Origin of the sequence: Psychrobacter sp. FME13, assembly GCF_014861395.1 — a bacterium.
Taxonomy (GTDB): domain Bacteria; phylum Pseudomonadota; class Gammaproteobacteria; order Pseudomonadales; family Moraxellaceae; genus Psychrobacter.
Window position 1 is genome coordinate 27275 of the sequence record NZ_RRYV01000013.1, and the last position, 14666, is coordinate 41940.

Sequence of the window (14666 nt, forward strand, 5' to 3'; positions counted from 1 at the left end):
AAAACTCAATAAACTAAAAGACTTTAATGCCACTATCAAACGACTCCTGAAGCCTCATTAGGCCTAGGGTTTTGCATTCAGATTTAGCTTGCTTACTATCAGTTTGGTCAATTGATTACCAAAAGTTAATTTATCTATATTTGAGTCATCAGCATTTGAGGTAATACTACTCAATAACCAACTCTCAAAAGGCGATATCAACAATAAAGGCAACTCCACAGGCAATGACTCTTTGCTCGCTGGCAAAACAACACTAATCACGATCAAACTTTCACGCAACCATGATGGAATACCGAGCGTTTGATAGAGCTTCTTGCCAGATTGTGGGCGAGATGCTAGGGCTGTTTTTACGCGCTGATGACGAAGTAATGGGGTTATTTTTAATACCGCTGGGCTTACAGTCTCAAGCACTACTGCATCCTTATCACTGTTCAATAATTCTTTATTACTGTTCAATAGTGCTTTATCACCAGCTAGTAGGACTTGATCCAATGCATCTGTCTGAAGCTGTAATTGCCACTTGATACTTTGACCATGACGTACGGTCATACATACAGGTCGGTCAACCGCGACATCCATATCAGGTAAAGAAGGCTGAGGTAATATCTGCATTTGCTCCTTCAGCGGTATCTCAAACCATGCCAACCATTCACAGCTCAGCCTGTACAACTGCTGACGGTATCGACGGATAGTATAGGCGCGTTTGCGACCTTGCCAAAACAGCTTCGTCTGATGGTTTTGGTCAGTGCGCTGTGCTAAGTTCAATACATCATCTATCAGTTGTTTCGCAGGCGGTAACGGTTCGTCTTGACCAAGCCAATAGTGCAATAATTGACGTTGGCGATAAAGTGGCAATCTTTGTAGCTTATCTATATTTAACACATGCTGTACAGGTGGTAGCTGTAATGATGGCACTATTGTCTGCTGTAAATCCTCTACCGCTTGTGCGCTAATAATTGACTGCGCATCACGCAGTAACTGTGCGCTACGAGCAATATTATCAATTACATTGGAATTATATTGTGCCAATGCGGGCATGACATCACGGCGCAGTCCACTACGGACATTATCACCAGTATCATTGGTTGGGTCATCAATATATGGTAACTGTAAGCGCGTGGCGTAGGCACTAATATCAGCGCGCTGTATAGTGAGCCAAGGTCGCCATAATACGATACGATGTGCGCCCTGTGTGTGTACACTCCACGGCTGCATACCTGACAGCCCATTTACTCCAGCCCCTTGAATTAATCGCATCAGTACCGTTTCTGCTTGGTCGTCGGCGTGATGCGCTAACAATAAAACATCATCTTGGTTAAGACATGCGCGCATCACATCATAACGGGCCTGCCGCGCCGCTTGCTCATCATGACCGTTCACTTGCGCTTGTAAAACTTGACACGGTATCTGTTGCATCGCTGCCCAATCAGCGACATGTGTTGCCCAAGTCCCACTATCTGCTTGCAGGCCATGATTCACATGTAAAAGCTGTGGTAAAAATGACAGTTTACCTTGTCGATAAAGCTGCACACACAGTGCGGCTAATGCCAATGAATCACGGCCACCACTACAGGCTAGCCAAATGCGGCGTCCGTGTAGCTGTTCACTGTACTCAGCCATGCTATCTAAAAACGCCACTGCTAGCTTAGCATCAACAGGTAATTCAGCGATTGGCTTGATAGCGTAAGAGAGGATTGCACTGCTGGTCATAGTCAGCCTTATTTGCTTGCTATTATTTGTGGAGTTACTAGGGTAATCAAAACACAGACTTATCGACACAAAAAAACGCGCCATTAAATGACACGTTTTTATTTTAACACTAAGCTCAATATCTAATATTAAATGCCACGTATTCGTTACGTTTAATATCAGGTTGATGCAATACTAGCCGACTAGGCAGGTAACATCACTTCAGAGTTGAATGATTTAAGTTTTTGGTAACGTAGCTCGCAACGCTCTTGTGCATCCAAATCTTTGAGCTCATCTAATTGCTCAGCAATAAGAGCTTTTAATGCATTCATAACAGGTTGCGGCTGCACATGTGCGCCCTCGCCTTCTTCAATTACTGCATCAATCAAACCCATTTGATATAGATTGATAGCATTTAACTTAAGTGCCTCACTGGCATCTTGTGCTTTTTCAGCTGTTTTCCACAAGATAGAAGCACAACCTTCAGGAGAGATAACCGAGTAGATACTGTTTTGCAGCATATTTACTTTATCACCCACACCGATGGCTAATGCACCACCTGAACCGCCTTCGCCGATAATGGTCACAATGATAGGCACTTTTAAGCTGGAAAATACTGCGATACTTTCTGCGATGGCTTGCGCCTGTCCACGTTCTTCAGCACCGATTCCAGGATATGCACCTTGGGTATCCACAAAAGTCATTACAGGAATATTAAAGCGTTCAGCCATTTTGACCAAACGAATCACTTTGCGATAACCTTCTGGATTTGCCATACCGAAGTTATGAGCAATCCGCTCACGAGTACTACGGCCGCGATGCTGACCAATAACCATCACAGGCTGACCGTCAAAACGAGCCAAACCACCCAGTATTGCTTTATCATCAGCATAAGCACGATCGCCATGCAACTCATCAAACTCGGTAAACAGCTGATTAACATAGTCCATAAATAATGGACGCTTGGCATGTCGTGCAAGCTGCACACTATCCCAGACAGTGCTCATAGACCTTTCCCTTTAATAATTATATTCAACAATGGCATCATTATCGATGTTCAGACAATAAAAGTACAGTTGTAAACTCAATAAAGGCTATAGTAGCACATCTTATATGGTATGACATTATCGACAGAGCTGCTTTTGTTACGGCAAACTGTAGCTTAATACTCACAACAGTAATTTTTATTGTCCCTAAGCTTCGACTACGCTCAGCTTCACGCCCCACTTAGCGAACTGATCAACCTCAGTATGTAGATCAGGCAATAAGAAGGCGTAGTGCTCACTACTATTGGTAACGGTAATTTGCCAACAGTTATCATCCACAACTGTTAATTGTAATTCTGGCAATTCATAATCACTGCGGCTATGATGCGCCAGTACTGCCAACCGTAATAGTAAGCAAAGATACACGAGCTGATCACCACCGATAGTACAGGTTTGCTCAAGCATATCGGCTTTGAGCTTACGGCGATGATTGAGCATTAACTGCGCCATACGTTTTTGATCGACTTGCGAAAACCCTGGAATATCTGAATATTCGAGCAAATAAGCACTGTGCTTATGGTAACTACTATGACTGATCGCCAGTCCTATCTCATGCAAAAACGCGGCACGTCTGAGCAAATCACCGTCATCGCTACTGAGATCAAGCTTTTCCTGCACCTGATCAAACAAATGACGGCTGGTCTTGACAACTTGCTTAGCTTGCTTTTTGTCGCCTGAATAGCGTTTTATTAGTGCTAACACACTACGGTCACGCACATCTTCGCTAACAAAGCGGCCAAGCATATCGTACATCACCCCTTCACGTAGCGCACCATCTGAATAAGTAATGGTCTCAACACCTAGCACCTTCATGACTGCACGCAATACGGCAACACCTGCTGGAAATACTGCTTTACGATGTTCTTTAACACCTTCTAAATTAATATCACTAACGTTACCAATCTTAGTCAGCAGCTTTTCTAGTTTTTTGACACCTTTATAAGTGATACGCTCCTGCTCATCAGCCCACCCTTTAGACACTAAAACATTACGTACTGCTTTGATCGTGCCGCTTGAGCCAACCACACTACTCCAGCCTGTTTTTTGATAACGACCATTAATAGCCAACACTTCTTTGCGCGCGCCCGAAATAGCACTGTTAAAAGCCTCTTTAGTAACCAGTCCGTCAGCAAAGTATTTTTGTGTAAAAGAAACACAGCCCATCTGCAAGCTTTCGGTTAATAGCGGATCGAACTCTTGACCGATAATAAACTCTGTCGAGCCACCACCAATGTCCATCACTAAGCGTTTATCGCTACTAGCATTGGTATGCGAGACTCCCAAGTAAATCAGCCTCGCTTCTTCACGTCCTGCAATGATCTCAATAGGCTTTGGCAAAATCTTATTAGCACGTGCAATAAAATCATTTGCATTTTTGGCTTGTCGCAATGCGTTGGTCGCTACGATTCGAATACGCTCAGGTGGCACCGAGTCTAAACGTGCCACGAAACGGCTCAAACACTCAAGCCCGCGCTTTTCGGCTGCCGCACTTAAAATTTTATTTTCGTCCAATCCCGCAGCGAGCTGCACCTTTTCAGACATAGAGACTACTTTTCGCACCTCACCATGATCAAGACGCGCAATGGCTAAGTGAAAACTGTTGGAACCAATATCAATGGCTGCCATCATTTCGTCATCAGCAAGTGGTAGGTTTGTAAGGTGTTCAATAGGCATAAGTGACATCGTTACCGTGTAAGATAAATGAAAGAACAGAAGCTAGCATCAGAAAATTAGTGTGCAAACATCACAAGTACAAAAGACAGCGAAACCCACACACATCAATAAGGTTTTGCCATTAAAGCATTTATGCCAAACACTGGCAAGTGACGCAAAATCAAGCTGAAATCGCAAGCACATCATAAGCTACTTGATAAAATCCAACGTCACATCTAATACTTGTGTTAATAATATTGGTTTGCTACATTGAAAGCCACTCATATTATAATAAATAACAGTGACTTACTGACTATTTATAAGTATGCAGCAAATAAAAGGATTTTTAAGGCGTATGGAGTGCTTGTCAATTAGCAATAGCCATTTAACTTTGTACTATATCAGCCATTAGCAAGGAAGCTAAAAATGAACCAAACTGCCACACAAAGTAAGGTCAAAGCCACTGGTGCTCAATCTAGCAAGAGTATAATGAAAGCTAGTACACCCATCAAACAAAAATTTTATGATTTCTACTTGGACGAGCATCAAAACATGGCGTGCCGAAGATTGCACTTCGCAGGCAGTAGTTTTGGCTTATTAGGCTTGGCAAAATCAATAAAAGACCGCTCACCAAAACCAGTATTAAAAGGGATTGCCGCAGGATATGCTTGCGCTTGGGTTGGGCATTTTTTCTTTGAAAAAAACAAACCAGCTTCTTTTAAGTTTCCATTAAAAAGCTTTGCCAGTGACTTTCGAATGTATAGCGATGTGCTACGTGGTAACTTGAGTCTAAAAGACCGTAAGTTTGATAAAGCACGATAAAATTCAATGCTTGGTTATTGTCCGCTCATATCAGACTAATACAACTTTTTATCTATTTTATAGACGAAGAAATCATGGTTTTTGCTAGGGTCTGTTGAACATTTAAATATTAGGGCATAAAAAAACCAGCACAGTGGCTGGTTTTTATTTTAATGCCGAAAGCGATTACTTATAAAGCTAAGCCTTTGCCATTTCTGCAAATATCTCATCAGCAGCTTTGATTGACGCATCAATATCTTCATCGCTATGCTTGATTGACATAAAACCTGCTTCATAGGCAGATGGTGCCAAATAAATACCACGATCCAGCATACCGTGGAAGAAAGTATTAAACACTTCCATATCGCACTCTGTCACGTCATCAAAGTTGCTAGGTGTATCAGTCGCTGCGTCTTTGACGAAGAACATGCCAAACATGCCACCCAGTTTATTGGTGCGTAGGTTGATACCATGCTTATCGGCAGCCTCTTGAAAACCGTCTACTAGACGATCTACTTTCGCTGCCAATTCATCATAAAAACCTTCTACCGTTAAGTCTTCAAACATAGCGATACCAGCACGCATTGCTAACGGGTTACCTGATAACGTGCCAGCTTGATAGACACCACCAAGTGGGGCGATACAAGACATAACGGCTTCCTTACCACCGAAAGCACCAACTGGTAGACCTGCACCGATGATTTTACCAAAGCAAGTCAAATCAGGAGTAATACCGAAGTGTGCTTGTGCGCCGCCAAGACCAACACGGAAGCCAGTCATCACTTCATCAAAAATCAATACCGCACCATTAGCAGTACATTCGGCACGCAACGTATCATGGAAGTCTTGTGTTGGAATGACCATGTTCATGTTACCAGCGATTGGCTCTAAGATAACACAGGCAATCTCTTCGCCCCATTTTGCAAAACAATCCTTAATCGCTTGTGGGTCATTATAAGGAATCGTAATCGTGTGCTTGGCAAAGTCAGCTGGAACACCTTTTGATGTTGGCTCACCAATATCAAGCATGCCTGAGCCCGCTTTTACCAATAAACTGTCTGAGTGACCATGATAGCAGCCTTCAAACTTAACGATTTTGTCACGCTGCGTATAGCCACGAGCCAAGCGAATCGCGCTCATGGTTGCTTCTGTCCCAGAGCTGGTCATACGAATCATCTCCACACTAGGAACAATTTCGCAAATTTTATCAGCCACGGTGGTTTCAAATGGCGTAGGCGTACCAAAACTTAAGCCATCATCGGCTGCTTTTTTAACGGCATCGATTACTTTGGGATGCGCATGGCCTAAAATCATTGGTCCCCAAGACCCAACATAATCAATATAGGCGTTGTCTTCAGTGTCATAAATTTTACTGCCGTTGGCACGGTGCATAAAAATAGGCGTGCCACCTACCCCAGCAAACGCGCGAACAGGTGAGTTAACGCCGCCCGGAATATGCTTGCGAGCTTGGGCAAAAAGTTGTTCGTTTTTAGTACTCATAGTCATGACTCTTTATTATATTGATAAAAAATATCGATTAAACAGCTTGGTGCGCCTATCTTAACAAAAAAAAGTGAGCTCATCTGAGCTCACTTTGTATCTAACCAATAAAACCTATTATAAAAACAGCTATCATTCAGGCGCTTTACCAGAATAATTGACCACTGCTTTACTCAGGTAGTTTCTCAGGTTCAGGTGTTTCCTGCTGTTTCTGTTTAGGAGAAAATGACTCTAAGCGACCTTGCTCATGCTCTAACCAAATTGCATTAACAATGGCCAATAACACCGCGAATCCTAACCCCAATACCCAGGCGAAATACCACATATTGTTCTCTCCAAATTAGTAGACCGTTTAGTAAAGCGTGTGATCATTTTCACGGATATAAGCGGCAGTGACTTTACCGCGCATGACGCTATACGCCCAACTGGTATAGATCACAATGAGTGGTACAAAAATAGCCACAGCATAGAGCATAATCATTAGTGTTAAATGACTAGAGACGCTATCCCAAATCGTCAAGCTAGAGTTTGGAAAGGTTGATGATGGCATAATGAATGGGAATAATGCGATACCTGCCGTCATGATAACACCTAATACGGCAATACTTGAGCTAACAAACGCTGTCAGTGTTTTGCCGATTTTTAATAACATAGCCGTTACTAATGCCATCAATACACCCAATGCAGGGAAGACCCACGCCACTGGATAAGTCGCAAAGTTAGTCATCCAACCACCAGGCTGCGAAACCACTTCCTTGCTAAGCACATTCGGTAAGCCAGCTGGATCAATTGTTGATGTAATGACATAACCATCAAGCGTTTGTACCCAAAATCCAGCGCCAACAAACAATGCCACCATCACCACAGCAGAAATCATGGTGTAACGAATCGTACGTGTCTGAATAAGACCTTCTGTACGATGCGCTAAATAGGTACCGCCTTGCATGATTAACATGGTAGCACTGACTAAACCACAAAGAATAGCAAACGGACTTAATAGTTGCCAAAAATTGCCTGTATAAGTCGATCGTAACGTATTATCAAAGCTAAATGGCACACCCAAAAATAGATTACCAAAAGCAACACCGAAGACCACTGCAGGTACAAATGAGCCTACAAACAGCCCCCAGTCCCAGGCGTTACGCCATCTTTGATCTTTAACCATGCTACGATACTTAAACCCAACTGGTCGAAAAAATAGTGCCCATAGAACTGCCATCATCGCCCAATAAAAACCACTGAACGCCGTTGCATACACCATCGGCCAAGCAGCAAATAATGCACCACCTGCAGTAATAAACCAAACTTGGTTGCCTTCCCAATGTGGTCCAATCGTATTAATAACTAGACGGCGTTCTTCATCATTTTTACCAATGAATGGCAACAGGGTACAAACCCCCATATCATGCCCATCCATAATGGCAAAACCAATTAGCAGTACACCAACGATCAGCCACCACATTATTTTTAATGTTTCATAATCAAACAACATGAGTCACCTCCTGATCCGCGGCAGTCGGCGTTACATTGCGAGGTGTCTCGCCATCATAACGTCCTGTACCCAAACTTGCTGGCCCTAACTTCACGTATTTAATCATCAAGTACATCTCGATAATCAACAAGACGGTATAAAACCCAACAAACCCAGCAAGCGACCAATAAACATTCGCCACACCGATATTCGATGTTGATACATAAGTTGGCAGTACACCATAAATAGTCCAAGGCTGACGCCCATATTCAGCGACAAACCAACCAAGCTCAGCTGCTATCCAAGGTGCTGGTAACATCACAACAGCCCATTTAAGTAGCCATGTTTTTTCAGCAAACGTTCCTTTAAAAGTAAACCACAAGCTGGTTAAGAATAACGCCAACATTAAGAATCCAAGCCCTACCATGATACGGAAAGACCAAAACATCGGTGCTACCTTAGGAATGCTGTCATCTGCAGCTTTCTGAATCATTTCAGGTGTGGCCTGTGAGACATCAGCAGTATATTTTTTAAGTAGAAGTCCAAATCCTAAGTCATTTTTGACCTTATCAAACTCAGCCCTTAATGCCATATCATCTGGCGTTTCACGCAGTTGCTCTAATAGTCCTACCGCAGTGATACCAGTGGTAATGCGTTCACGGTTTAGCTCTTTAATATCATGTATACCAGGGATTTCTGTATCCAAAGAACGCGTACCGATCAGTCCCATCGCATAAGGAATCTGCACTTCCCAGTTATTTTTCTGCTCTTCTTCGTTAATACTAGCAATCAAATTGAACGGTGCTGGCGCAGGCTCAGTGTGCCACATCGCTTCCATCGTCGCCAATTTGGTTTGTTGGGCTTTACCAACGGAGTAGCCTGATTCATCACCCAATACAATCACACTACAAATAGACGCCAGACCAAAAGCCGCTGCTACCTGAAAACTGCGCTTGGCAAATTCAACGTCTCGTTTGCGCAGTAAGTATAAGGCTGAAATAGACAATACAAACAATGATCCCACGACATAACCTGCCGATACCGTATGTACAAATTTATTCTGGGCATCCGGGTTAAATAGAATGGCTGAAACATCAACCATTTCCATGCGCATGGTTTGATAATTAAATTCAGCACCGACAGGGCTTTGCATCCAGCCGTTGGCAATCAAAATCCATAATGCTGAAAGATTGGTTCCGACTGCCATCAAGACAGTAACAACTAAATGTTGAAAGCGAGACAGTCTGTCCCAACCAAAAAAGAATAACCCTACCATTGTGGATTCAAGAAAGAAGGCCATCAGCCCCTCAATGGCAAGCGGCGCACCAAAAATATCGCCTACATACTGTGAATAATAAGACCAGTTGGTGCCGAATTGAAACTCCATGGTGATGCCTGTCGTGACACCAAGCGCAAAGTTAATACCAAATAACTTGCCCCAATAACGCGTCATATCCTTCCACACTTGTAACCCTGTGGTTACATAGACAGCCTCCATAATCACCAGGAGCCAAACCATGCCTAACGTGAGTGGAATAAACAAAAAATGGTAAAGCGCTGTCACCGCAAACTGCAAGCGGGACATGTCTACTAGATGTTCAGTAATCATACCAAACTCCCTAAAAATAAGGGCTTACCAGCACAGTTCACTATCAAGACAAACACCCTGTATGTTATATCAGAGATATTTATCTATTGAATATATTCAATTAACTTAGCTACTAGCCCTGCGTTACCCATAAGATTGAGCCTTTTTGGTACCAATATTCATTTATGTTTGTCATCACTATTCTTAAAAGCTGCAAACACTTGATTAAATACAAAGTAGTACCAAAAAAACCAACAAGAAGCGAAGCAATAACCACTCTATTAGCCCTAATAAAATGGCAATAAGATAAAAACAAAAATTCTAAACTATTAACAATTACAATATATTTAACAGTATAATGTTTAAGCTAAATCAACACAAGTATTTAAAACCACATAAAATATGTGGTTTTAAGCCTAGATTATTACATAGTTTACAGAAAATTACATCCGCGCCATAATGTCAGCACCCTAAATCAAAGCGGTTTAGACCCTGATAAGCCAAATACTATGAAGGCTTACTAATATAATGTATCAACAACACTTGTCAGTCACGTCTGTTCTACTGATACTATGACCGTCTGATAAACTGATGGTAGTGTATATTTATATCTATAAATAATGACCCAAGAGTATAAAACTCAGCCCTGGTTAGTTCATGTAGATAATCATCGATCGAGTTGAAGATATACCCTATTATTTTAACTTTTACTGTGCCGGCAGATAATACTATGGCAACACTTTCAAATGCCGAAAAACGGTTTCTCAAAGAGCTAGTAACATCGGTCAAACGCCCTCTTAACTTAGCTTGGCTGTTTACTATCATCAACACATTGCTGTTTGTCTACCAAGCCTGGTTACTTGCTAGCCTTTTTAGCACTTGGCTTAACAACTACTTTAATGAGTTACCACTCGCCACTAATGTCAATAACTATTGGCTTGCAGCGCTAACGGTCTGTTTTATACTACGCCCACTGCTCAACAGTGGACGCGAGCTCATTAGTAGTCGCGCCAGTTTCAAAGTACGCAGTGATCTTCGTGAGTCTTTATTGTCAATCATGGCAAAACTAGGGCCTAATCTACGCTATTTTGGTAGTGATGGTAGTTTATCTAGCCAAATTATTGACCAAACTGATGCGCTAGATGGTTTTATCCGCAGTTTTAGTGTGCAACGCAAGGTTGCTGCCAGTACGCCTATTATTCTATTAACTGCTGTCGCATGGCAAAGTTGGGTTGCCGCAGCTCTCCTGCTATTGACCGCACCCCTAGTGCCTATATTTATGATATTGATTGGCCATTTAACAGCCAGTAAAAGTGCGGATCAATTTACCGCGTTGGCTCAGCTTAGTGGTCGCTTTTTAGATTGGGTACGTGGTATGCCAACGTTAAAGCGCTTACAAGCCACTGAGATCGCAGGCCATGACTTAGCCATTAGTAGCGAAGATTATCGCCGCCGTACTATGGATGTACTGAAAATTGCCTTCTTAAACGGTGCTATCTTGGAGTTACTGGCCGCACTGAGTATTGCGCTAGTGGCCGTTTATCTTGGCTTTGGCTTGATTGGTATCTTGCCATGGGATAAAGGTCATGTACCAGTACCATACTTTGGCGCATTATTTATCTTGTTATTAGCACCTGAGTTTTATTTACCATTGCGCCAGTTAGGTGCTGACTACCATGCTAAAGCAGAAGCCGAAGGCGCTATACAAAGCTTGTTGCCTATTATTGAGGCGGCAAAACCAGTGAGCACGACTGATATAAATGGCAACAATCATCAGTTTGATCCTAATATAAATACTACTGGTTCAACGTCATTAGATGTCTACCAAGCTTTCGGTATAAAACTGTCAAACCTAAATATCCGTAGCCAAATAATCACCTCGACAAAGTTAGACAATCAACTGCCACCTGATTCTACATCAGATACTCAATCCAGCCGCCAACCTATTTATCGAACCCGTCTGGCACCCACTACTTTTGATATAAAAGCGGGCGAACGGGTCGCTTTGATTGGCGATAGTGGCAGTGGTAAATCAAGTCTGCTCCAAGCATTGATGGGCTTTGTGTCTTATGAAGGTGACATCACTTTCATGAATGCTAATAGCACGGAGCAAGTGCCTTATCACGACATTGACCCAGAGTTACTACGACAAAATATAGGTTATTTGGCACAGCAAGTGGCACTGATGCCATTAACGATTGCAGAGAATTTGCGCCTAGCCAATCCTGAAGCAACAGATCAAGATCTGATTAACGCGCTGGATGTGGTGGCCCTATGGCCGCTGATTCAACGTTTACCTGACGGTATCAACACTCAGCTTGGTGAGCGTGGACAGGGCTTATCGGGTGGTCAGCAGCAGCGCTTAGGCATCGCTCAACTACTACTGCGTGATGACAGTCTTTGGCTACTCGACGAACCAACCGAACATTTAGATCCCGATACTGCCCAACATATTCATGCCTTACTTGAAACGGTTAGTCGTAATAAAACGGTATTGTGGGTAACACATGCGCATGAACAACTAGATTGGCTAGACAATGTGATTCAACTATCACTACCATTATCGGCTAACCACCAAACTCTCGATGATAATGAACCACCTAATCAGTTAGGAGGCGCACAATGAGCCAGCGTATATCACCTAACCCGCATGAACATCAGATGACGGATAAGCATGTACCAGCTTTTCGATTGCGGGATATGTTCAAGCCGTCATTTGATTTATGGCTCATCTCATGGCTGCTAGGATTGATATTTGCCATTTCTATCATCGCCCTGCTGATGATATCAGGCTGGTTTATCACCAGTGCCGCTTTAGCAGGCATGCTGGCCGTTGGCTCACATGCTTTTAACTACATGGTGCCAGCAGGAATCATACGCATGCTAGCGATGGCTCGTACAGCCAGTCGCTATGGTGAGCTAATGGTCTCGCATCATGCAGTGTTTGATTTATTAAAAACTCTCAGATTAAGCTTCTTTAATCGCTTGGCAGCTAAACCTTTAGCAGAGCAACGACAAGCTCTACATTCCGCTCAATATATGCATCGACTGGTCAGCGACATCGACAAGCTTGATGAGTTCATACTTCGGGTTATTTCCCCATGGTTGATTAGCACCATAACGATGATACTGCTGGCTGTCTTCATCGGTTTTGTACTGCCTATCAGTACCCTATTAAAGCTGGTTATCTTTGCTCTACTAACACTAGCACTATTTCTACCCTTGTGCGCCAGCTACTTAGGGATAGCTCAAGCACAGCGGTTGGCTGAAGCATCTGAATCTCGCCGCCATAAACTGCTTGCGCCGTTAGCAATCATTACCCAACTACTTTTATGGCAACAATGGTATACACAAACCAAAGACTATACGGCTCAAGACAATGCCTTACAGAAGTTAGAGTGGCAGGCACAGAAACAGCGATCAGGTTATATTTTAGGTATTCAATGGCTCTTTTATTTAAGCATTTTAGCGGTGTTGTTTGCTGTTGCCACATCAGATACAAGTGCCTCCTTCAATGTACCATTAATATTAGCAGTGATACTTGGGCTACTTGGTATTCAAGAGATCGTTGTGCCTTTAGGTCAAAACTATCTATCACTAGGAAACAGTATTGCCGCCAAAAATCGTTTGAATGCTTTGCTAAAGCAACAGTCTGATAGTGCTAATATGACAAAAGACAAGGTAAGCAAAGTGGATGCCACAAACGAGCCTGCCGAAATAAACGTACCTCACCCTTCATTACCACTGCCTACTGATGTACTCACAGCAGAGCTGAAAAACGTCTATACAAAAATACCCAAAGCATTGGTGGGTGCTCAAAATGTCAGTGCTTCTATTCAATCGGGCACACCGTTGATCATTCGCGGCCCTTCAGGATGCGGAAAGTCCACACTACTACAAATGCTCGCGGGTGAACTACCAGCCTTATCAGGTGAGGTGACTTTAAACGGTAAAGCTTGGGATGATTACGATTGGAAAGATCAACTTGGTTACTTAGGCCAGCAGCTCGATATTTTTGATCAAAGTTTGGCAGCTAATTTACGTTTGGGAAAGGCAAATGCCTCTGATGCTGAATTGATTGCGGCTTTAGATAAAGTTGGGCTTTCATCGTGGTTACGAGCACAGCCACAAGGGCTTGCCACGCCACTCGGCGAATATGGTGCAGCTATTTCTGGTGGTCAGGCAAGACGTATCGCTTTGGCAAGACTGTTGCTCAAACCGCGGCGAGTATTATTGCTCGATGAGCCATTTGCCGGTCTTGATACAGATAATCGAGCACAGGTGTGGCAAAATGTGCGCGCACATCAAAAAAATGATTTATTAATTATCGTCAGCCACCATGAGTGGAACATGGGACACTGTAAATCATTAATACTAGAGGAAAGTGTATTTACCAGTGACCTTGCATCCACGTGAGTGTAAACATATTGATAATAAAAAAACCACTTAGACCTTACCTAAGTGGTTTTTTATTTCAAGAAGCCGCTGCTTTAAAGAGACCATCCCGAATTCTGTGTAACTGCCGTTTAGATTAAATGCTTGCTGATACGGTCATCAAACATAATCATAAAGCGATTTAAAGCAGACGTCCAGTTACGGATTGGCATCGACCACTTTTTAGAGGCCTGCTGGGTTGCCAGATATACTACCTTGAATGCTGCCTGATCAGAGGGAAACACCTTACGCTTATTCACCGCCGTTCGAATCACACTGTTTAGCGACTCTATCGCATTGGTGGTATAAATCGCTCTTCTGATGTCTTTAGGATAACCAAAGAACACCGTTAAGCCCTCCCAGTTATTGCGCCAAGACTTGATGACATGCGGGTACTCTTTACCCCATACTTCATCAAAGTGCTCAAGGTTGGCCTCTGCCATCTCAAGCGTATCAGCACCGTAGATGGCCTTTAAATCAGCTG

11 protein-coding genes are annotated in these 14666 nt (G+C 43.0%); 3 read left to right on the forward strand and 8 right to left on the reverse strand.

Annotated features, from left to right (window positions below; genetic code table 11):
* Positions 1–63 precede the first annotated feature (63 nt).
* From tilS to ppx, 3 genes are all read right to left on the reverse strand, one after another.
* A complete protein-coding gene (gene tilS, locus EI164_RS03305) occupies positions 64–1710 on the reverse strand; it encodes a tRNA lysidine(34) synthetase TilS (RefSeq protein WP_192518579.1) in 1647 nt (548 codons plus the stop codon).
* Between the two features lie 182 nt (positions 1711–1892).
* Positions 1893–2696 (reverse strand): acetyl-CoA carboxylase carboxyltransferase subunit alpha, encoded by an 804-nt coding sequence (locus EI164_RS03310; protein WP_192518580.1) that lies wholly within the window; start codon positions 2694–2696, stop codon positions 1893–1895.
* Positions 2697–2882: 186 nt separating this feature from the next.
* Entirely contained in the window at positions 2883–4409 is a 1527-nt protein-coding gene (gene ppx, locus EI164_RS03315; protein WP_192518581.1) for an exopolyphosphatase, read from the reverse strand.
* 468 nt (positions 4410–4877) lie between these two features.
* Here ppx and EI164_RS03320 point away from each other — a divergent pair, with 468 nt between their 5' ends.
* Positions 4878–5210, forward strand: coding sequence for a DUF962 domain-containing protein (locus EI164_RS03320; protein WP_192518589.1), 333 nt, complete (start codon positions 4878–4880; stop codon positions 5208–5210).
* 177 nt (positions 5211–5387) lie between these two features.
* Here the strand turns inward: EI164_RS03320 and hemL are convergent, their stop codons facing one another.
* The 4 genes from hemL to EI164_RS03340 form a co-directional block, all read right to left on the reverse strand.
* Positions 5388–6689, reverse strand: a complete 1302-nt coding sequence (gene hemL / locus EI164_RS03325; protein WP_192518582.1) for a glutamate-1-semialdehyde 2,1-aminomutase — start codon at positions 6687–6689, stop codon at positions 5388–5390.
* 169 nt (positions 6690–6858) lie between these two features.
* Entirely contained in the window at positions 6859–7014 is a 156-nt protein-coding gene (gene cydX / locus EI164_RS03330; protein WP_192518583.1) for a cytochrome bd-I oxidase subunit CydX, read from the reverse strand.
* A gap of 27 nt (positions 7015–7041) precedes the next feature.
* Positions 7042–8178: a cytochrome d ubiquinol oxidase subunit II gene (gene cydB / locus EI164_RS03335; protein WP_225739086.1), complete on the reverse strand. Its 1137-nt coding sequence runs from the start codon at positions 8176–8178 to the stop codon at positions 7042–7044.
* Entirely contained in the window at positions 8171–9769 is a 1599-nt protein-coding gene (locus EI164_RS03340; protein WP_192518585.1) for a cytochrome ubiquinol oxidase subunit I, read from the reverse strand. The genes cydB and EI164_RS03340 overlap by 8 nt, the downstream gene beginning before the upstream one ends.
* Positions 9770–10478: 709 nt before the next feature.
* On the opposite strand from EI164_RS03340, the gene cydD reads away from it, so the two are divergent.
* Both cydD and EI164_RS03350 read left to right on the forward strand, forming a co-directional pair.
* On the forward strand, positions 10479–12374 hold the full coding sequence (cydD, locus tag EI164_RS03345) for a thiol reductant ABC exporter subunit CydD (RefSeq protein WP_192518586.1): 1896 nt from the start codon (positions 10479–10481) through the stop codon (positions 12372–12374).
* Complete coding sequence (locus tag EI164_RS03350; protein ID WP_192518587.1) at positions 12371–14164, forward strand: amino acid ABC transporter ATP-binding/permease protein; 1794 nt, start codon at positions 12371–12373, stop codon at positions 14162–14164. Before cydD ends, EI164_RS03350 begins: the two co-directional genes overlap by 4 nt.
* A gap of 110 nt (positions 14165–14274) precedes the next feature.
* On the opposite strand, the gene EI164_RS03355 is transcribed toward EI164_RS03350, so the two are convergent.
* On the reverse strand, positions 14275–14666 hold a 392-nt coding region (locus tag EI164_RS03355), incomplete at its 5' end, for a transposase (protein WP_192518588.1).

Coding starts and splice junctions, on each gene's coding strand:
- tilS (WP_192518579.1), bottom strand. CDS start 1,710: ATGACCAGCAGTGCAATCCTCTCTTACGCTATCAAGCCAATCGCTGAA.
- EI164_RS03310 (WP_192518580.1), bottom strand. CDS start 2,696: ATGAGCACTGTCTGGGATAGTGTGCAGCTTGCACGACATGCCAAGCGT.
- ppx (WP_192518581.1), bottom strand. CDS start 4,409: ATGCCTATTGAACACCTTACAAACCTACCACTTGCTGATGACGAAATG.
- EI164_RS03320 (WP_192518589.1), top strand. CDS start 4,878: ATGAAAGCTAGTACACCCATCAAACAAAAATTTTATGATTTCTACTTG.
- hemL (WP_192518582.1), bottom strand. CDS start 6,689: ATGAGTACTAAAAACGAACAACTTTTTGCCCAAGCTCGCAAGCATATT.
- cydX (WP_192518583.1), bottom strand. CDS start 7,014: ATGTGGTATTTCGCCTGGGTATTGGGGTTAGGATTCGCGGTGTTATTG.
- EI164_RS03340 (WP_192518585.1), bottom strand. CDS start 9,769: ATGATTACTGAACATCTAGTAGACATGTCCCGCTTGCAGTTTGCGGTG.
- cydD (WP_192518586.1), top strand. CDS start 10,479: ATGGCAACACTTTCAAATGCCGAAAAACGGTTTCTCAAAGAGCTAGTA.
- EI164_RS03350 (WP_192518587.1), top strand. CDS start 12,371: ATGAGCCAGCGTATATCACCTAACCCGCATGAACATCAGATGACGGAT.